Here is a 19,270-nt window from a genome sequence, read left to right as displayed (position 1 = left end):
GGACTCGCAGAAACTCGGGGACACCGTATACGATGGAAGACCGTATCTAGGTCCTTAACCCATGACAGGGCAAGATTGTTTCAGGCGCTATTAATTTTTTATTCATGCCATCAGGCGTGGCCAACTTCCTTGATGGGCACCAGAGGGTCTGCGAGCTGGGCCAGGTCGAGCGGGATGTTGTCCACGATCGCCTTTCGTCCCTGAACATAGTCCTTGGTCGCGTTGACGCAATCAAGCGCGATCACCTTGCCACCGCGGAGATAGATGACCGAGAAGCTGCGGCTCGCCGGGTCGCCGCGCACCAGTTCCTGTTCGTAATCGATTGACAGTCCCACCGTCTGCAGGCGCAGGTCATACTGGTTGGACCAGAACCAGGGGATCGCGTGATAGGCCTGGGGTTCGCCCATGATGTGGGCGGCGGCGACCTTGGCCTGATCGTTGGCGTTCTGAACCGATTCGAGGCGGATGACGCGGTCGTTGGCGAACGGGTTGGCGTGCGCGGCGCAATCGCCGATCGCATAGATATCGGGCAGGCTGGTGCGGCAATATTCATCGACATCGACGCCGTTGCCGCCTGCGGCCCCCGCAGTCATCAGCGGGCCGGTCTGTGCAATGATGCCGATGCCGACAATCACCATGTCCGCCGCAATCCGCTCCCCATTGCCGCACTGCACGGCCACGGCGTGCCCCGCCTCGTCGGTCTCGATATGGTCAACGGTATAGCCCGTGCGCAGATCGACACCGTGCGCGCGGTGCTCCTCCTCGAAAAAGGCCGAGAGCGATGGCCCCGCGACGCGCGACAGCACGCGGTCGAGCGCCTCGATCAACGTCACCTGCTTGCCCAGCTTGCGCATCACGGCCGCCGCTTCCAGCCCGATATAGCCGCCACCGATGATCGCGACGCTGGTGGTCGTCTCCAGCCGCGCCATGATCTTGTCGACATCCGCGCGGGTGCGCACCGCAAACACGTTGCGCGCATTGCTGCCCTGGCAATCGAGCATGCGCGGCGATCCGCCTGTGGCCCAGATCAGCTTGCCATAGCCCAAAGTCGCGCCGCCGCTCAGCGTCAGCACATGCGCGACCGGATCGACGCCGGTCACGCGCTTGCCCTGCTGCAGATCGATATTGCGCTCGGCCCAGAAGGCTTCGGGCCGCAACAGGATGCGCTCGAACGGCTTGTCGCCTGCGAGATATTCCTTGGACAGCGGCGGGCGTTCATAGGGGGGGAAGGATTCGTCGCCGATCAGCCCGATCGAGCCATCAAAGCCCATCTGGCGCAGGCAGATCGCGGCCTGTGCCCCGGCATGGCCCGCGCCCACGATGGCGATGTCATAGCTGTCCTGCACGGCGTCCTCTCCTTCGCTTCACCCCCTGCCCTTACGGCATCGGCTGCCATCTGCCGTTAGAGCCTGCAGAACACAAGCCCACAAGCGCCGCGATGCGTTGTTCGCGCAGTTTGCATGCAATTTGGTTTGACCACAGCGCATCGTGCAATTATAGGGCGCGGCCTGCACCGGCCAATGGCCAGTGCCTGCCTGGATGGCGGAGTAGCTCAGCTGGTTAGAGCGGCGGAATCATAATCCGTAGGTCGGGGGTTCAAGTCCCTCCTCCGCTACCATCCCTCGCGCAACGTACGCGATAGATTTGCTTGCGCATGAATCAGAAAATTGCGGCGCGATCTGCCTGAATTATAACATATTGTCTGGACAGGTCGCGCGGCATGCCGATAGGCATGGGGCTGGGCGTGGGCATTGCTATGGGGCCAGCACGCGTCCTTAAGGGTGTGGTTGTCATGGACGGGCAAATTCCTTGAGCCAGCCGGAACAATCGGATCGCAGGCTGGATGGCTGGAAAGCGATCGCGGGCTATTTCCGCCGCGACCGGACGACCGTGATGCGCTGGGCGCGCGAGCGCGACCTTCCGGTCCACCGCCTGCCGGGGGGCAAGCAGGGTTCCGTCTTCGCCTATGAGCATGAACTGGCTGCCTGGGCGGGACGGGCCGAGCAGCTTGATCTGAACGAAATGGCCGCTGCAGGGCCCACCGCTCCCCTGGACCTTGCCGGTCCGACCGATCCCCCGCCGGCCGACACCCGGCCCGATGTGGCGGCTGCACCTCCGCCCCGTGGCAAACGCCTTTTCGTCGGCGCAGGGGTCGTCATCGCCATTGCTGCGCTGGTCGGCGCGACCGTGACACTCACCGATTATCTCGCGCCTGCCCAGTCCCCTGTCGACCGCGCCGCAGCCTTGCCGCACAATGCCAAGGTTGTTTCCGATTATGTCGCCGCGCGCGATCTGTGGGCGCGGCGCACGCCCGCCGACCTGCGCCGCGCGATCGGCCTGTATGAAAAGGTGATCGCGGCGGACAAGGATTTCGCCCCCGCTTATGCCGGTCTTGCCGAAGCGTGGCTGATCTACCGCGAATATGGCGCAGCGACCGAAAGCCGGGCCTATAGCGCCGCCAAGTCCGCAGTCGAACAGGCGCTGGCGCTCGACAGCCAGCTGGCCGCCGCGCACCGCGCCAATGGCTTCATCCAATATTGGTGGAGCTATGACGCGCAACGCTCGGTCGATTCGTTCCAGCGCGCGCTGGCGCTCGACCCGCGCGATGGGCTGACGCATTTCTGGTACGCCAATGTGCTGTCCGATCTGGGCCAGGATGCCGCCGCCCAGCGCGCTTATGATACCGCGCAACTGATGCTGCCCGGCACCCCCGCCATCGCGGTCGAGCGCGCCTGTGCGCACTGGCAGGCCGGGCGCGACCGGCGCGCGGTGATGGAACTGGAGCAGCTGAAGTCGCAATATCCCGAGGATGCGACCATCCGCAATTGCCTGGCCTGGGCGCATATCTCGCGCGGCGATATCAAGGCCTATGCGCGCGAATATCGCGTGCTCGCCAATTTGCGCGATGTGCCGGAGATGAAGCGGCTTTCGACCGAGCTCGATCAGGCGATCGTGCGCGATGTCGCGACCGCGCATATGGTGCTGGTGGCCGAGGCGCGGCGCGAATTTGCCGAGGGCGAGCGCAAGACGCGCATGACGCCCGCGTTCCACGCATCGTGCATGGGCGACCGGGCGACGCTGGTGACGCTGCTCAGACAGGCCTCGACGCTCGGCGAACGCTGGTATTCGGCAACGCTCAACAAGCGCATCGCGGAAAAATGGCGCGGCGATGCAGAAGTGCAGCAGCTGCTGCGCAAGGTGGTGATCGCCACGCCCAAGGTCGATCTTTCCTGATGTAACGGCACAACGCCTGCGTTACCCCGCCATTTTCTGGCATTTACGACAATTTGCAACAGACCGCTTGCGCGCCGTTCGGCTTAGACTTGCCATGGTCTGATCGACGGCGTCCGGGGTAATTCGTCGACCCAAAATGGCTGCTGGCCAAACTTCGTGCCCGGGCACCGTCGATCAGGCCAACTGCGATGATCCCCTGGGGAGCAATCGATGGCGCGAACCTGGCCTGTCCTGCTGCTGCTTATGGCGGTGCTGGCGCTCGTCCTTGCCTGGCCGCGCGACACTGCCCGCGCGCAGATGCTCGCCTTCGCCTCGCCGATGGAGGCCAACGCAGCTGGCCGGATGCAGCGGGTCCAGGCCGATCTCGCCCGCAATGTCGAAAGCTGGCAGGGTCGGCGCGACTGCCGCTCTCCCCGCCGCGCGCGTGCGGCGCTCAAGCCGGTGCTCGCCCGCTGGCTGGGCCATCGCATGATCGACCACCCGCAAGGCAGGCTCGCGCGCTGGGGCTATCATTCAGGCGATATCTGGCACGAGGCGCAGATCGTCGACGGTCAGCAGCAGTGCCGCGCAGGCTTCCGCCGGATCATCGCCTATGCCGATTTCCGCTGAACCCGCACAGCGACAGCCTCAGGCCTCTGCGAGCAGTTTTTCGCTCAGCGTCCAGAGCCGTTCCGCGCTGTCCTGGTTCACCGCGTGCGGCTCGACATCGCGGTAGCGCACCGGCTGGGGACCGGACAGCGCAGCGACGTTGCAATCCTCGCAATAGACCCCGCCCTTGCCTTCCAGCAGCGGGCTGGTTGCCGCCCAGAGCGTCGTCGTGCAGCCCTGGCTGGGCGATTTGAACATCGCGCGCGCGCCGTCCGAAATCTCGCCCTGTTCGTTGAGCCAGCCCAGCACGATCATCTCTTCGGTCGGCAGGTGGCGCTGCAGAGGGGTAAAGATGCCGCCTGGGTGCACGGCAAAGGCCATGCCGCCACTTTCGGCCAGCCGCGCATTGAGGCCCAGCGCGAACAGGCTGTTGGCGGTCTTGGACTGGCCATAGGCCTTCCATTTGTCATAGCTGCCATCGGTCCAGTTGGGATCGTCCCAGCGGATGTCGGACAGCTTGTGGCCGGTGGAAGACAGCGCGACCACGCGCGGGCTCTCGGTCCGCTGGAGCAGCGGCAGCAGCATGGTGGCGAGCGCGAAATGGCCCATATGGTTGGTGCCGAACTGCAATTCCCAGCCCGGCCCCACGCGCATTTCCGGGCACGCCATCACGCCTGCATTGTTGATCAGCAGGTCGAGCGCGGTGTTGTCGGCGGCAAAGTCCAGCGCGAAACGGCGGACCGAGGCGATGTCGCTCAAGTCCATCGGCGCGATGCGGATATCGCCCGGCATCCCGGCGAGCGCCGCATTGGCCTTTTCGGTATCGCGCGCGGGCACGGTGACCGACGCGCCCGCTGCCGCCAGCGCGCGCACCGTTTCCAGCCCGATGCCCGAATAGCCGCCGGTGACGATGACCACCTTGCCCTTCAGATCGATCCCGGCCAGCACCTCATGCGGTTCGCTGTGGCGGCCAAACGGGGAATCGACAGGCTTCTGGTGGTCGGCAATCATCGGCGGCTCTCCTTGCGCTCGGGGCGCTTCAGGCGAGCGCCTCTTCGAGCGGACAATAGGCATAACCCAGGTCGTCCGCCACTGCCTTGTAGGTCACCTGCCCGTTCCAGACGTTGAGCCCCGCCGCCAGGTGCGGATCGCTGCGCAGCGCATCCTTCCAGCCCTTGTCGGCCATGCGCAGCATGTGCGGCAGCGTCACGTTGTTCAGCGCATAGGTGCTGGTGCGCGCGACCGCGCCGGGCATGTTGGCGACGCAATAATGCACGATGCCATCGACGATATAGGTGGGGTCGGCATGGGTGGTGGCGTGGCTGGTCTCGAAGCACCCGCCCTGGTCGATCGCGACATCGACCAGCACCGCGCCGGGCTTCATCGTGCCCAGCATCTCGCGCGTCACCAGCTTGGGCGCAGCGGCCCCGGGGATCAGCACCGCGCCGATCACCAGATCCGCATTGGCCACGCTGTCGGCAACATTGGAAACATTGGCAAAGCGCGTCTTGGCCCGCGCCTCGAAATAATAGCCCAGGCGTTCAAGCACTTCAGGATTGCGATCCAGGATCGTCACGTCGGCACCCAGTCCTGCGGCCATCTGCGCGGCATTGAAACCGACGACACCGCCGCCGATGATGCAGACATTGCCCGGCAGCACGCCCGGAACACCGCCCAGCAGGATGCCGCGGCCGCCATGCGCCTTTTCGAGCGCGGTTGCGCCCGCCTGGATCGACATGCGCCCCGCGACCTGGCTCATCGGCTTCAGCAGCGGCAGGCCGCCGCTCGCATCGGTCACCGTTTCATAGGCAATGCACACCGCCTTGGAATCGACCAGATCCTTGGTCTGCTCCGGATCGGGTGCCAGGTGCAGATAGGTGAACAGGATCTGCCCTTCGCGCAGCATCGCGCGTTCGATCGACTGCGGCTCCTTGACCTTCACCACCATCTCGCACTCGGCGAAGATCTCGGCTGCGGTGTCGATCAGCTTCGCGCCCGCGCGCTGATAATCGCTGTCCTTCGCGCCGATGCCCAGGCCCGCGCCGGTCTGCACCCATACTTCATGCCCGTGCTGCACCAACTCGCGGGCGCTTTCGGGCGTCATGCCGACGCGATATTCGTGGTTCTTGATTTCCTTGACGGTGCCTACGCGCATGACAGTCTTCTCCTGCTGGTTTTATGCCCCCAGGTTTACTGTGCCCTCCTGCCCTGCGCGAGAGATTTTGTTATTTTATTACATTATTGCGTAATTTTCCGAATCGGGACCGGAATGTTGCAAATATCCGCGCCCCCGGCAGGGATATTGAAGAACGCGTCCTTCCGGTTCTTGCGGGCATCGGCATAGGCCGCAAACGACTCGCTCAGGCTGTCCAGATATTCGAACTTCGGGCGCTGAGCTTCCGGCAAGTCGCTGACCAGCCTTACCGAGCGAATAGCCGTGCGCTCCTCCGCAGTCTCGTAAAAACCCAGCGGACCGGTCCCTCGCGCCAGGCTGGACATATGTTCGATACCCTCGATCACGCGCCCGACCAGCGCGATGTTGCGATCCAGGTGCCGCGGCGCATGGCCGATGACAGTGTAAAGCTCCGCCCCGCTTCCCATATCGGGTGAAAGATTGCGGCCTACGCCCACCATGCCATAGCAGTGCACCGGCCAGGCCTCATAGGTGGGCGGCACCCCCGCTATCGCGCCAGTGCGAACCCTGGGTCCGTTGGCCATTGGCCAGGACTTGTAGAAATGCGGATTGCGGACATAGCTGTCGGGCCCCAATACGGGCGGCGGGCTGCGAAAATCCGCAGGGCCGCCTTCACCGCTATGGTTCGGTAGCCGGGCGGCATAGCCATTGCCCCCCCTCTCGCCGGCTTCGACAAGGGGTTTTACCTCCTTGGGCAAGGGACGCGCCTTCGCCTCATCCTCGGCATCGGGATCGCCCCATTGCACGACATAATTGTCCTGCACCCGCACGATCGCGGTGCCGTCCCACCAGTGTGCCGTCGCAAGCTTGCGGATATTCGCCACCCAGGGCTGGCTGATCGGCGCAGCGATCAACTGGATGACCACCCGGCGCGGTTTGCCCTTCGCATCTGGCGCAAGCTCCATCACCAGCAGGTCCTCGGGCGCGATCTGCACCCAGTCCCCGGCGGGCGCGGCGGCGATGATATCGCCCGGCCCCGGATTGGCGGGCGGCGGATCGCTCGCGGCGAGCAGGCAGAGCGGCAACAGGGCGGCGGCAGAGCGCAACGCGGCGGAGCGGAATCGGCTATGGGTCATTGCGCGGACGCTAACACGGCGCACAGGCTTGCGAAACCGCCGTCCGCCGTGCCACAGTGCCCGGGTGTTTTGAGGGAGACACGCATGGCCCTGCCCGACGAGGATGACGACACCCCATTGGCGATGCGCAACAGCCGGTCGACGCTCGACCGGCTGCTCGACGACATGATCGAACAGCCCGAACGCCTGCCCGCGATCGCCGCCAGCATTCACGAGGTGTTCGGGGAAACGCGTGCCGTCATGGTGCTGGACATGAGCGGCTTTTCACGCACCACCCAGCGCCACGGCGTGGCGGCCTTCCTGCTGATGGTCCATCAGATGAAGCGCCTGGCCCTGCCCGAGATCGAGGACCATAGCGGCCTGCTGATCAAGGCCGAGGCCGACAATCTCTATTGCCTGTTCGACAATACCGATGATGCGGTCCGTGCCGCGCGCGCGATCATGCGACAACTGGGTGCGGCCAACATGGTGCTGCCGGAAGACCGCAAGCTCTATGCCTCGATCGGCATCGGCTATGGTGACGTGCTCAACATCGACGACGAGGATGTGTTCGGCGACGAGATGAACCTCACCTGCAAGCTGGGCGAGGACGTCGCACAGCGCAGCGAGATCCTGCTCACCGAAGGCGCACGCGCCACGCTGACGCTCAAGACCGTCGAGACCCGTCCCGAACAGGTGAGCATTTCCGGCCTGGTGCTGTCCTATCATCAGGTCGTCTGAAGGCCTTACCGCCCCCCAGCCCTGTCCCGCCCGGTCCGCTCGGATCGCATCACATGCGCACGCAAAGCACGCTTGCACGATCGCACGCTTGCCTATAGGGGGTCGCCTTCCAGGACATGCGGAGCGGTGGCCGAGTGGTCGAAGGCGCTCGCCTGGAAAGTGAGTATACGTCAAAAGCGTATCGAGGGTTCGAATCCCTCCCGCTCCGCCACTAACTTCTGATTTTGTGGATCGTGCTTCAAATTCAGGCATCGTCTGCCCGATTGCACGCACGGCGTGCAAATCCGCGCGCGGATCGGGCTTGAGCAAACCTGATCAGACCGAACCATTCACCAGGGAGTAGCGCGGGGCTTGGCGACATGTCGCTTCCATCGCCTGCGGATCACGCATGAAAATCGTGTTGCGTTCACCGCCTGTGACCGGATGAATCTTGCGCGCCTCCCAGTCATAGCGGCAAGGCGTGAAACCCCGATTGCTCAGTGTGCTCATGATGGCATCGTCAACGACGCCATAGCGTTCGCCAGATCCGTTGGTTTCGATCAGCACCGCCTTGACCGCAGTCGAATCAAGCACTTTGCTGGCACCATTCAGCACCGGCACCTCATGGCCCTCGACATCGATCTTGAGCACCACCGGTCGGCGGTCACCGCACAGATCGTCAAGCGTCATGACCGGCACCTCGCAGGTAGCCAGGTTTTCGCCAGGCAGGGCGACCCGGTTCATCGTGTCCAAACCGACCGTGAAGGTGATCTTCCCGGCACGGTCGGACAGACCGCAACAATGCGCCTCAACCCGCTGTTCCAGACCATTAATCCGGATGTTTGCAGACAGCCGCTCAAAGGTCGCCGGTAGCGGCTCAACGCTCAGCACGTCGGCCCCGACCGCTCCGCCGGCAAGGACCGTGTAGCTGCCTACATTGGCGCCAATGTCCGCGAACAGGTCGCCCGGCCGCAACGCGTGCAACACAAAGGCCATCTCGTCGAGCTCGTGCAGGCCGCAATACCAATTGCCCGTGGCACCGGTCATGCCCCTGCTGACCATCAACCCCGTGCCGGCGACAAAGGGAAGATAAATCGGCCCGCCAACCAATCGGCTGGCGATCTGCCATCGAGCGAAGCGCCCTACCGCTTGCAATGGCGCCGCGCGATTGAGTGGGTGAGACGTTATGAACTTCATCAAGCCAATCGGATTCAACAGGACCTCCTTCCTGCCATCGAATGATGACAGTCATTGCCCCCTCATGGATTGGTTTAGCTTTCGTTCGATATTTTCGAATCAGAGACTTCGTACATTAAGCACATTACCCTGATCTTGTATCAAAAATAGCATGATAATCCCTCAAAATGACGGATTTCATGATCCAAAACTACATATATTGGTTTATAAATATACTAGTGAAATTAATCCAATAAACCAATTTTATATTGCGGCACAAAACGTATACTATTTCGCCTGTCATTATGGACATGAACAATCTCGCGACTAGAAATGCCATCGCGCCAAGGCATCGCACTACAAGCACAACCCTGGCATTCAGTCGGTTCCCGAGAATTCAACCTACGCCTCAGCGCCACCGGCTCGACCTGTTTGCGGCGCAGCGCTTCCTGCTCTGCGGCACTTTAGTGCGCAAAATCGCGCTTCACGGGGAACCTTCCAAAGCTTCGCGGCTTGGGAATTTTCAAGGAGACCGCGATGCCCGATGAATTAATGGTGAATGGAGTGCCGCACGCGCTGCCGGAGGATCCGCGCGTGACGCTGCTCGATTTTCTGCGCCACGATCTGGGGCTGACCGGCACCAAAAAGGGTTGCGATCATGGCCAGTGCGGCGCGTGTACGGTGATCGTCAACGGCATGCGCATCAACAGCTGCCTGTCGCTGGCAGTAATGCACGAAGGCCATCAGGTCACGACGATCGAGGGGCTGGGCATTCCCGACGCGCCATCGCCCCTGCAACAGGCCTTTCTGGACCATGACGGTTTCCAATGCGGTTATTGCACCCCGGGCCAGATCTGCTCCGCCACCGCCATGCTGGACGAGATTGCCAATCACTGGCCCAGCGATGCGAGCGAAACGCTCGAGGGGCCTTACGAGCCGAGCGGTGAGGAAATTCGCGAGCGGATGAGCGGCAATCTGTGCCGCTGCGGCGCTTATGCCAACATCATCGCCGCGATCAGCGAAGTGGCGGCACAAACGGCTGCGGCGCCGGCGGAGACGGTTGCATGAGGCCTTTCCAGTATCAGCGCGCGCATTCGCCCGGCGATGCGGCCCAATGTCTTGCAGCACCCAATGCGATGCTGATCGCAGGCGGCACCAATCTGCTGGACCTGATGAAGTTGCAGGTAGCAACGCCCGATCATCTCGCCGATATCGGCCGGATCGGGTTCGACAGCATCCAGGACCTGCCCGATGGCGGGCTGCGCATCGGTGCGCTGGTCACCAATACCGCTGCCGCCGTGCACCCGCGCGTCAGGGCCGATTATCCCGTGCTCGCCCGCGCCATCCTGGCCGGCGCGACGCAGCAGCTGCGCAACAAGGCGACTACCGGCGGCAATCTGTGCCAGCGCACGCGCTGCTATTATTTCATGAATGTCGACCAGCCATGCAACAAGCGCAATCCGGGCAGCGGCTGCGGCGCGATTGGCGGCATCAACAAGCTGCACGCGGTGCTGGGGGCGAGCGACGAGTGCATCGCCACCTATCCCGGCGACATGGCCGTGGCCTTGAGCGCGCTCGACGCGCAGGTCGTGATTGCCGGTGCGGGCGGAGACGAGCGCACGGTGCCGGTGCGCCATTTCCATCGCTTGCCTGGCGACACGCCGTGGATCGACAATGTGCTGGAACCGGGCGAGATTATCCTCTCGGTCGTCCTGCCGCCGCCGGTGCGCGCGACGCAGATTTACCGCAAGGTTCGCGAACGATCCTCCTACGCCTTCGCGCTGGTGTCGATCGCTGCCGTGGTGGAGATGGCGGGCGGCCAGTTCACGCGGGCAGACCTGGCCTTTGGCGGTCTGGCCCACAAGCCGTGGTACGATCCGCGCATCGCCGCATTGCTGGTCGGCAACGCGCCCTCACCCGAACTGTTCGATCAAGCGGCCGACCTGCTACTCGAAGGCGCGCAAGGCCAGGGCGACAATGACTTCAAGATACCGCTCGCCCGGCGAACGCTGCATGCGGTGCTGGCACAGGCCGTGGAGCAAGCAGCATGACCGTGCATGTCAAGCAGGACAAGCCTGCCACCGATAACCGCCTGGACACGATGCAGCAGGGCATTATCGGCCAGCCGGTCTCGCGGATCGAGGGTCTGGCCAAGGTCACCGGAACCGCGCCCTATGCCGCCGAATATCAGGTGGAAGGCTGCGCCGAGGGCGTTCTGGTCACCGCCACGATCACGCGCGGAACCGTGCTGCGCATCGATAGCGCCAGCGTGCTCGGCATGCCCGGCGTGATCGCGGTCATCGACGATGAGCGGCTGACGACGCGGCCAGCGCAGGGCACCGCCAACAAGGCGCCGAAACAGGAACCGCGCACCGTCTGCTATTGGGGACAGCCCATTGCGCTCGTCGTCGCGGAGACGTTCGAGCAGGCGCGCGATGCCGCCAGGCAGCTGGTTGTCGAATATCATTCGGCAGAAGGCGCGCCGGTCGATCCCGATACGGCCGAGGCGGAAGAACAGGAGGACGAGACGGTCCGCGAAGGCAATCTGGACAAGGCCATGTCCGATGCCGCTTTTGCGGTCGATGTTGCCTTCACCACCAAGGGGCATGCTTCTGCCGCGATGGAACCGCATGCGGCGATCGCCCAATGGGACGGCGAGAAGCTGACTGTCCATGCATCGCTGCAGATGCTGAACTATAACATCACCGAACTGGCCGATGCGCTGGGCCTGCCCGAAGACAAGATCCGCCTGATTTCGCGTTTTGTGGGCGGCGGTTTCGGCTCTAAGCTGGGGATTAGCGAAGAGCTTGTCGCGGCATCGCTGGCAGCGATTGCGCTGGAGCGCCCCGTGCGTGTCGTGATGTCGCGCCAGCAGGTGTTCGAGAGCATCATCCGCCGGTCGGAAACCACGCAGAGGCTGCGCCTGGCGGCAGATGCCGATGGCAGGCTGACGGGCTTTGGGCATGAGGCGCTGGTCTCCAACCTTCCGGGCGAAAGCTTTGCCGAACCGGTGCTGCAATCATCGCATTTCCTGTATCCGGGTGAACACCGCGAGCTGGTGCTCAAGCTGGCGCGCGTGCACCGGATGACGGCAGGATCGGTGCGTGCACCGGGCGAAGCCGTGGGCATGCCCGCGCTCGAGGCGGCGATGGACATGCTGGCCGAACGGGCTGGCATGGACCCGGTCGAGCTGCGGCTGAAGAACATTCCGGAAAAGGACCCCGAACAGGGCCTGCCTTTCTCTTCGCACAAGCTGGCCGAATGCCTGCGTCAGGGCGCCGAGGCCTTCGGCTGGGACGCAGGCCCGCGCCGCCCGCGCCTGCGCCGCGAGGGCGAGTGGTGGATCGGCACCGGCATGGCCAGCGCAGCGCGCGTCCACAATGTCGCCGAAGCCCGGGCACGCGTCACGCTCAAGGCCGATGGCACCGCTCTGGTCGAAACCGACATGACCGATATCGGCACCGGTACCTATACCATCGTCGCGCAGGTGGCCGGCGAGATGCTCGGGCTGCGGCCCGATCAGGTGCTGGTCGATCTTGGCGATACCAACCACCCACGCGGCCCCGGATCAGGCGGCAGCTGGGGCGCACCCTCGATCGGCTCGGCAGTCTATGTCGCGTGCATGGCCATTCGCGAGGCGCTCGCCGAACGGTTGGGGATCGACGAGACGGCACTGGTCCTGGCCAATGCCAGGGCGGGCGACGGTACAAAGCTGACCGATCTGCTCGGCGGCAAGGATCTCGCGCGCGAAGGCCATTACGAGCCCGGCGACATCACCGATGACTTTCTGGCCTCGGGCTTTGGCGCGTTTTTCGCGCAGGTGCGGGTCAACCATTATACTGGAGAGACACGGGTCGATCGCATGCTGGGCGCATTCGGTTTTGGCCGCGTGCTCAACGCCAAGACCGCGCGCTCGCAATGCCTGGGCGGCATCACCTGGAGCATCGGGATGGCGCTGACCGAGGCGCTGGAATTCGATCCGCGTGACGGCCATCTCGTCAACCGGGACCTGGCCGAATATCATGTCCCCGTCCATCGCGACGTGCCCGATCTGGAGGTGTTGCTGATCGAGGAACGCGACGAAGCGGCGAGCATCATCCAGGCCAAGGGCATTGGCGAGCTGGGCATGTGCGGCGGTGCTGCGGCGATCGCCAACGCCATCTACAATGCCTGTGGCGCGCGCGTTTTCGACTATCCGATGACACCGGACCGGGTGCTTGCAGCCATGCCGGATTGATCGGTGGCTCAGCCTGAATCGGGCCAATCCAGGCGTTTGAGCAAAGCGATTTCAATGGTATAGACCAAATACCCCGATCCCCAGCGAGACCCGTCAAAGTGATGAAAAACCGGAACGTGCCCCGCGCCAGCGGCCTCACGAACAGATGGGCGGTGGCCGGGCTGATCGCCGGGATCGTCTTTTTCGTGCTCAGCGCGGGCGTAGCCTATCTCAACATCGCCAATATGCGGACCAGCGATTCCGCGATCCGCAAGACGCATACGGTGCTCAATGCGCTCGACGACATGCTCGCCGCGACGCTCGACGCGGAAACCGGCCAGCGCGGCTATCTGCTGACGGGGCGCGAGGCCTATCTGGAGCCCTATATCGAGGGCGCGGCGATGGCGCGCGAGAAGCTTGGTCAGCTCGCATCGATAACCCAGGGCGATGCGGTTCAGGCAGACAATGTCGCGCTGCTCAAGCGCAACGTCGAACAGAAGCTGCGCGAACTCGATGGCACGATCCAGCTCCGCCGCACTGCAGGGTTTGATGCGGCACTCGAAGCGGTGGATTCCGACCAGGGCAAGGACGCCATGGATGCGATCCGGGCGCAGATTGCCAGCATGGCGCGCGAGGAGCTGCGCCAGCGCCAGGGGCATATAGCCCAAATGGCCGCAGCCTCGAACACCGCGGTGGTCAGCGCCCTGGTGACGAGCCTGAGCGGCATCGCGCTCACCATCACGATCTTCCTGCTGATGGTGCGCAGCATGCGCCAGCGCGAACGGCAGCAATGGCTGCAACAGGCGCAGGTCGATCTTTCCGCCGCGATGATGGGCGACAAGTCGATTGCCGATCTGGCCACCGCCATTCTCGCCTTTCTGGCCGAAAAGACCGGCAGCCGCGCAGGCGCGTTGTTCAAGGGCGAAGGCGGAAGCTTCGACCGCGCGAGCCTGTTGGGCGTTGCCAACGGTGCAGACGTCCCGCTGAGCTTCGGGTTGAACGAGGGGCTGCTTGGCAAGGCGGCGGTCGATGGCCAGCTGATCGTGCTGAACGACGTTCCGCAGGGTTACCTCACGATCGGATCGGCGCTGGGCAGCGATGTGCCGCGTCATCTGGTGATCGCGCCGACCAAGGCCGACGACCGAGTCAACGGCGTCATTGAACTGGGCTTTTTCGATCCGGTCGATGATCTGGTGATCGATCTGCTGGAACAGTCGAGCGGTGCGATCGGCATTGCGCTGCGATCGGCGCGCTTCCGCACCCGGCTGCAGGATGCACTGGAAGAGACGCAGCGCCAGGCGGGCGAGTTGCAGGCGCAGAGCGAAGAGCTGCGTGTCTCGAACGAGGAGCTGGAGGAACAGGGTGCGGCCTTGCGCGAGACCCAGGCGCGGCTCGAACTGCAACAGGTCGAGCTGGAGCAGACCAACAGCCAGCTCGAGGAACAGGCGCAGGCGCTCGAGACGCAGCGCGATGACCTGGAACGCGCTTCGGCAGCGCTTCAGCTCAAGGCGCGCGAACTGGAACAGGCGAGCCAGTACAAGTCCGATTTCCTTGCCAACATGAGCCACGAGCTGCGCACGCCGCTCAATTCGCTGCTGATCCTGTCCAAGCTGCTCGCCGACAATCCCGACGACAGACTCTCCGAAGAGCAGGTCAAGTTCGCGCGCACGATCTATTCGGCGGGCAACGACCTGCTGGTGCTGATCAACGACATTCTCGATCTGTCGAAGATCGAGGCTGGCCATATCGAGATTCAGGCGGCGCCCGTGCTGACAGATCGCCTGGCCAGCGACATGCAGAAGATCTTCCAGCCGATTGCCGACGAGCGAGGATTGTCGCTGGAGATCAGCCGCGATGCGCACTGCCCGACGACGATCGAGACCGATCGCATGCGGCTGGAACAGGTGATCAAGAACCTGCTGTCCAATGCCCTCAAGTTCACCGAGCGCGGCAGCGTTCGGCTGACCTTCGCGGCGGTCGGCGAAGACCGGATGGCCATCAAGGTGGCCGATACCGGAATCGGCATCGCCAGGGAGCAGCAGGACAGCATCTTCGAGGCCTTCCAGCAGGCCGATGGCACGATCAGCCGCAAATATGGCGGAACCGGCCTTGGGCTGTCGATCTCGCGCGAACTGGCGCGGCTGCTCGGCGGCGCGATCAGCATGGAGAGCACGGTCGATCAGGGCAGCACCTTCACGCTGACCATCCCCGTGGCCTATGATCCGGCCCTGGTGCCGGGGCGACAGCTTGCCGCACCGGCATCCACGCCCACTGCCTCGTCACCCGCCCTGCCCGCTGCCAAGCCCCGGGCCCCACGGGCGCAATCGACGGCTGCGCGTCTGGCCGAAGATGACCGCAATGCCCTTACCGCAGGCAAGCAGCTGCTGCTCGTCATCGAGGATGATCCGACCTTTGCCGGCATCGTCTGCGACCTTTCGCGCGAGATGGGCTTCCAGTGCATCGTCGCAATCACCGCGCAGGAGGCGATCGCGCTCGCCCGCGAATACCGGCCCCATGCCATCGTGCTGGACATTGGCCTGCCCGATCAGTCGGGCCTCACCGTGCTCGATCAGCTCAAGCATGATGATCAGACACGCCATATCCCGATCCATGTGATCTCCGGCGCCGATCAGGGGCCGACGGCGCTGGCGCTGGGCGCGGTCGGGTTCCTGGGCAAGCCCGCCCGGCGCGATCAGCTGGCCGATGTACTGGCCGCGCTCCAGGCGAAGCTGGTATCGCGGATGCGGCGGGTGCTGATCGTCGAGGATGACGCGGTTCAGCGCGAGGCGGTGGGCCAGTTGCTCAAGTCGCAGGATGTCGAGACGGTGGGCGTCGGCACCGCCGCAGACTGTCTCGACAGGCTGCGCACCGAAACGTTCGACTGCATGGTACTCGATCTGTCGCTGCCCGATGCGTCGGGCTTTGCGGTGCTGGAGGATCTAAGCGCGGATGAGGACCATGCCTTCCCGCCGGTGATCGTCTATACCGGGCGCGAGCTGACCGCCGACGAAGAGCAGCGGCTGCGGCGCTATTCCAGCTCGATCATCATCAAGGGCGCCAAGTCGCCCGAACGCCTGCTCGACGAGGTATCGCTGTTCCTGCACCAGGTCGTCGCCGATCTGCCGCCCGAACATCGCAAGATGATCGAAAAGGCCCGCCATCGCGACGCCGCGCTGGAAGGCCGCCGCATCCTCATCGTCGAAGATGACGTCCGCAACGTCTATTCGCTGACCAGCGTGCTGGAACCACGCGGTGTCGTCACCCAGATCGCCCGCAACGGGCAGGACGCAATCACCGCGCTAGAAGCGGCGGGAGACGATCCCGAAAAGGCGATCGATCTGGTGCTGATGGATGTGATGATGCCGGTGATGGACGGGCTGACCGCCGCGCGCACCATCCGGAGCGAGGCGAAATGGGCCAGGCTGCCGATCATCATGCTCACCGCCAAGGCGATGCCCGACGATCAGCAGAACTGCCTTGACGCTGGCGCCAATGACTATATGGCCAAGCCGATCGATGTCGACAAGCTGCTGTCGCTGGTGCGTGTATGGATGCCCCGCTAGTGACCGAGACTATCGAGGATATCGAGATCGAGCTGCTGCTCGAGGCGGTGTATCAGCACTATCACTACGATTTCCGCAACTATGCGCGCGCCTCGCTGAAGCGGCGGCTGCAGCATGCGCGCAAGCAGCTCGGCTATGAGAGCATCTCGGCGATGCAATCGGATGTGCTGCACGACCGCACGATGCTGCCCCGCCTGCTCAATTATCTCACCGTCCAGGTCAGCGAGATGTTTCGCGATCCAGCCTATTTCCGCGCCCTGCGGGAGACGGTGATCCCGCATCTGCGCACCTATGCCTCGCTCAAGGTCTGGGTCGCAGGGTGCAGCAACGGCGAGGAGCTGTACTCGCTCTCCATCCTGTTCCGCGAGGAAGGGCTGGCGCACAAGACGATGTTCTATGCGACCGATATCAACCCCAATGCGCTGAAGGCCGCAGAGGCAGGCGTCTATCCGCTCGACCGGATCCGGCTGTTCACCGAAAACCACCAGAAGGCGGGCGGGTTGAGTTCGCTGTCGGACTATTACACTGCCGATTATGGCCGCGCGGTGTTCGACAAGTCGCTGCGCAACAAGGTGGTGTTTTCCGATCACAGCCTGGTGACCGATTCCGTGTTCGGCGAGATGCACCTGATTTCGTGCCGCAACGTGCTGATCTATTTCAACCGCGACCTGCAGAACCGCGCGATCGGGCTGTTCCGGGATTCGCTGGCGCGCCGCGGATTTCTCGGCCTGGGCTCGAAGGAGAGCCTGCGATTTACCGAGCATGCAGGCGCATTCAGCGAGTTCGTGGCCGAGGACAAGATCTATCAGCGGGGCCTGACATGACCGGCAAGGCCGTGGTCATCGGCGCATCGGCCGGCGGCGTGCAGGCGCTGTCGCAGATTCTTCCCGCCTTGCCGGGCAACTTTCCCGTCCCCATTTTCGTTGTTGTTCATGTGCCCCCGCGCCGGGACAACGCCTTGGTCAATCTGCTGGCCGCAAAATGCGCACTTCAGGTCAAGGAAGCCGAGGACAAGGAAATGGCATCGGGGGGGACAATCTATTTCGCACCGGCAGACTATCACCTGCTGGTGGAAGCGGGCGGCACCATCGCCCTGTCCGCCGAAGAGCCGGTGAACCATTCCCGCCCCGCGATTGACCTGTTGTTCGAGACCGCTGCCGATGCCTATGGCCCGACGCTGACCGGCATCGTGCTGACCGGCGCGAACCATGACGGCGCAGCTGGCCTCAAGGCCGTCGGCGCAGCAGGCGGCATCGCGATTGCCGAGGAACCTGTTACAGCCGAAGTCTCTACCATGCCCGCCGCCGCGCTCGCCGCGTGCCCGACCGCGCGGGCGATGAGCTTCAGCCAGATTGTCACCCATCTGCGCGAATGGGCAGCGGCATGACCGCCGCCGAGCAACCCGTCCGCTTCCTGCTGGTCGATGACCTGCCCGAAAATCTCGTGGCGCTGGAGGCCCTGCTCAAGCGCGAAGGCCTGCACTGCCATTGTGCCCGCAGCGGCGAAGAGGCCTTGGAACTGCTGCTGGTCAACGACTATGCGCTGGCGCTGCTCGATGTGCAGATGCCGGGCATGGACGGGTTCGAACTGGCCGAACTGATGCGCGGCAGCGAGCGCTCGCGCCATGTCCCGATCATCTTCGTGACCGCTGGCACCGGCAATACCACGCGGCGCTTTCGCGGGTACGAGGCAGGCGCCGTCGACTTCATCCAGAAGCCGATCGAGGCCGATATCCTGCGGTCGAAGGCCAATGTGTTCTTTGAGCTGTATAACCAGCGGCGCCAGATTGCGACCCAGCGCGACAGCCTCGCCGCGCTCGGCATCGAGCTTCAGGCCACCGATGCACAGAAGAACCGCTTTCTCGCCGTGCTCGCGCACGAGCTGCGCAACCCCATCATGGCCCTGGTTGCAGGGCTGCGCCTGCTGGAACGGCGCGAAGGGACCGGAGACGTCGCCGAGATCCGCAGCGCGATGAACCGCAGCCTCAGCCACATGACCCGGCTGGTCGAGGACCTGCTCGACATTTCACGCATCGAACAAGGCAAGATTTCGCTGAGGCATGAAGACCTGGTGCTGCAGGACGTGGTCACCTTTGCGATCGAGACGGTCCAGCCGACCATCGACGCGGCGGGCCATGCGCTCCATCTCCAGCTCCCGGATCAGCCGATCACGCTGCGCGGCGACCATGCCCGCGTCACCCAGATTGTCGGCAATCTCATCAGCAATGCCGCGCGCTACACGCCCAATGGCGGCACCATCGACGTTGGCCTGCGCACCGAGGACCGCTGGGCGAAGATCGAGGTCGCGGACAATGGCATCGGCATCGCCGCCGAGCAGCAGGGCCGGATTTTCGACATCTTCGCCCAGGTCGCTCCGGACGGGCGGATGAACCAGGACGGGCTCGGCATCGGCCTGGCGCTGGTCAAGCAGCTCGTCGAGCTCCATGGCGGGCGCATCCTGCTCAAGCGCAGCGCTCCGGGTGAAGGCAGCAGCTTTGAAGTCTGGCTCCCGCTGACCGGCTGAT

At 63.9% G+C, this 19,270-nt stretch carries 15 protein-coding genes and 2 tRNA genes; 12 read left to right on the top strand and 5 right to left on the bottom strand.

Going from position 1 to position 19,270, the window contains the following annotated elements:
- Positions 1-110: 110 nt before the first annotated feature.
- Entirely contained in the window at positions 111-1,346 is a 1,236-nt protein-coding gene (locus OU999_01115) for an FAD-dependent oxidoreductase (GenBank protein WAC23824.1), read from the bottom strand.
- 195 nt (positions 1,347-1,541) lie between these two features.
- On the opposite strand from OU999_01115, the gene OU999_01110 reads away from it, so the two are divergent.
- From OU999_01110 to OU999_01100, 3 genes are all read left to right on the top strand, one after another.
- Positions 1,542-1,618, top strand: a tRNA-Met gene (locus tag OU999_01110).
- A gap of 191 nt (positions 1,619-1,809) precedes the next feature.
- Positions 1,810-3,234 (top strand): tetratricopeptide repeat protein, encoded by a 1,425-nt coding sequence (locus OU999_01105; protein WAC23823.1) that lies wholly within the window; start codon positions 1,810-1,812, stop codon positions 3,232-3,234.
- A gap of 210 nt (positions 3,235-3,444) precedes the next feature.
- The gene (locus OU999_01100; protein WAC23822.1) at positions 3,445-3,843 is read left to right on the top strand and encodes a hypothetical protein; all 399 of its coding nucleotides are present in this window, start codon (positions 3,445-3,447) and stop codon (positions 3,841-3,843) included.
- Positions 3,844-3,861: 18 nt separating this feature from the next.
- On the opposite strand, the gene OU999_01095 is transcribed toward OU999_01100, so the two are convergent.
- From OU999_01095 to OU999_01085, 3 genes are all read right to left on the bottom strand, one after another.
- On the bottom strand, positions 3,862-4,833 hold the full coding sequence (locus OU999_01095; protein ID WAC23821.1) for an oxidoreductase: 972 nt from the start codon (positions 4,831-4,833) through the stop codon (positions 3,862-3,864).
- Between the two features lie 28 nt (positions 4,834-4,861).
- Positions 4,862-5,977, bottom strand: a complete 1,116-nt coding sequence (ald, locus tag OU999_01090; protein ID WAC23820.1) for an alanine dehydrogenase — start codon at positions 5,975-5,977, stop codon at positions 4,862-4,864.
- A gap of 83 nt (positions 5,978-6,060) precedes the next feature.
- Positions 6,061-7,092: a peptidylprolyl isomerase gene (locus OU999_01085; protein WAC23819.1), complete on the bottom strand. Its 1,032-nt coding sequence runs from the start codon at positions 7,090-7,092 to the stop codon at positions 6,061-6,063.
- A gap of 84 nt (positions 7,093-7,176) precedes the next feature.
- Between OU999_01085 and OU999_01080 the strand changes: the two genes are divergently transcribed.
- Both OU999_01080 and OU999_01075 read left to right on the top strand, forming a co-directional pair.
- Positions 7,177-7,812, top strand: a complete 636-nt coding sequence (locus tag OU999_01080; GenBank protein ID WAC23818.1) for an adenylate/guanylate cyclase domain-containing protein — start codon at positions 7,177-7,179, stop codon at positions 7,810-7,812.
- Positions 7,813-7,932: 120 nt separating this feature from the next.
- A tRNA-Ser gene (locus tag OU999_01075) sits at positions 7,933-8,023 on the top strand.
- 104 nt (positions 8,024-8,127) lie between these two features.
- Here the strand turns inward: OU999_01075 and OU999_01070 are convergent.
- A complete protein-coding gene (locus tag OU999_01070) occupies positions 8,128-9,006 on the bottom strand; it encodes an FkbM family methyltransferase (GenBank protein ID WAC23817.1) in 879 nt (292 codons plus the stop codon).
- Between the two features lie 498 nt (positions 9,007-9,504).
- Here OU999_01070 and OU999_01065 point away from each other — a divergent pair, with 498 nt between their 5' ends.
- From OU999_01065 to OU999_01035, 7 genes are all read left to right on the top strand, one after another.
- Positions 9,505-10,035, top strand: coding sequence for a 2Fe-2S iron-sulfur cluster-binding protein (locus tag OU999_01065; protein ID WAC23816.1), 531 nt, complete (start codon positions 9,505-9,507; stop codon positions 10,033-10,035).
- Positions 10,032-11,018 carry a xanthine dehydrogenase family protein subunit M gene (locus OU999_01060; protein WAC23815.1) on the top strand — a complete coding sequence of 329 codons (987 nt, stop codon included), beginning with the start codon at positions 10,032-10,034 and terminating at the stop codon, positions 11,016-11,018. Before OU999_01065 ends, OU999_01060 begins: the two co-directional genes overlap by 4 nt.
- Complete coding sequence (locus tag OU999_01055) at positions 11,015-13,204, top strand: xanthine dehydrogenase family protein molybdopterin-binding subunit (GenBank protein WAC23814.1); 2,190 nt, start codon at positions 11,015-11,017, stop codon at positions 13,202-13,204. The genes OU999_01060 and OU999_01055 overlap by 4 nt, the downstream gene beginning before the upstream one ends.
- Before the next feature lie 101 nt (positions 13,205-13,305).
- Positions 13,306-16,746 (top strand): response regulator, encoded by a 3,441-nt coding sequence (locus tag OU999_01050; GenBank protein ID WAC23813.1) that lies wholly within the window; start codon positions 13,306-13,308, stop codon positions 16,744-16,746.
- Positions 16,731-17,570, top strand: coding sequence for a protein-glutamate O-methyltransferase CheR (locus tag OU999_01045; GenBank protein ID WAC23812.1), 840 nt, complete (start codon positions 16,731-16,733; stop codon positions 17,568-17,570). Before OU999_01050 ends, OU999_01045 begins: the two co-directional genes overlap by 16 nt.
- Positions 17,567-18,133, top strand: coding sequence for a chemotaxis protein CheB (locus OU999_01040; GenBank protein WAC23811.1), 567 nt, complete (start codon positions 17,567-17,569; stop codon positions 18,131-18,133). The genes OU999_01045 and OU999_01040 overlap by 4 nt, the downstream gene beginning before the upstream one ends.
- Positions 18,130-19,269 carry a hybrid sensor histidine kinase/response regulator gene (locus OU999_01035; protein ID WAC23810.1) on the top strand — a complete coding sequence of 380 codons (1,140 nt, stop codon included), beginning with the start codon at positions 18,130-18,132 and terminating at the stop codon, positions 19,267-19,269. The genes OU999_01040 and OU999_01035 overlap by 4 nt, the downstream gene beginning before the upstream one ends.
- The last annotated feature ends 1 nt before the right edge of the window (position 19,270 follow it).

This window comes from Blastomonas sp. SL216 (assembly GCA_026625625.1).
Classification (GTDB): Bacteria; Pseudomonadota; Alphaproteobacteria; order Sphingomonadales; family Sphingomonadaceae; genus Blastomonas.
This window is presented reverse-complemented; position numbering and strand designations above follow the sequence as displayed.

What these genes read in the sequence shown, in the direction of transcription:
- OU999_01100 (WAC23822.1), top strand. Translation starts at nt 3,445, where the DNA reads ATGGCGCGAACCTGGCCTGTCCTGCTGCTGCTTATGGCGGTGCTGGCG.
- OU999_01095 (WAC23821.1), bottom strand. Translation starts at nt 4,833, where the DNA reads ATGATTGCCGACCACCAGAAGCCTGTCGATTCCCCGTTTGGCCGCCAC.
- ald (WAC23820.1), bottom strand. Translation starts at nt 5,977, where the DNA reads ATGCGCGTAGGCACCGTCAAGGAAATCAAGAACCACGAATATCGCGTC.
- OU999_01085 (WAC23819.1), bottom strand. Translation starts at nt 7,092, where the DNA reads ATGACCCATAGCCGATTCCGCTCCGCCGCGTTGCGCTCTGCCGCCGCC.
- OU999_01080 (WAC23818.1), top strand. Translation starts at nt 7,177, where the DNA reads ATGGCCCTGCCCGACGAGGATGACGACACCCCATTGGCGATGCGCAAC.
- OU999_01065 (WAC23816.1), top strand. Translation starts at nt 9,505, where the DNA reads ATGCCCGATGAATTAATGGTGAATGGAGTGCCGCACGCGCTGCCGGAG.
- OU999_01060 (WAC23815.1), top strand. Translation starts at nt 10,032, where the DNA reads ATGAGGCCTTTCCAGTATCAGCGCGCGCATTCGCCCGGCGATGCGGCC.
- OU999_01055 (WAC23814.1), top strand. Translation starts at nt 11,015, where the DNA reads ATGACCGTGCATGTCAAGCAGGACAAGCCTGCCACCGATAACCGCCTG.
- OU999_01050 (WAC23813.1), top strand. Translation starts at nt 13,306, where the DNA reads ATGAAAAACCGGAACGTGCCCCGCGCCAGCGGCCTCACGAACAGATGG.
- OU999_01045 (WAC23812.1), top strand. Translation starts at nt 16,731, where the DNA reads ATGGATGCCCCGCTAGTGACCGAGACTATCGAGGATATCGAGATCGAG.
- OU999_01040 (WAC23811.1), top strand. Translation starts at nt 17,567, where the DNA reads ATGACCGGCAAGGCCGTGGTCATCGGCGCATCGGCCGGCGGCGTGCAG.
- OU999_01035 (WAC23810.1), top strand. Translation starts at nt 18,130, where the DNA reads ATGACCGCCGCCGAGCAACCCGTCCGCTTCCTGCTGGTCGATGACCTG.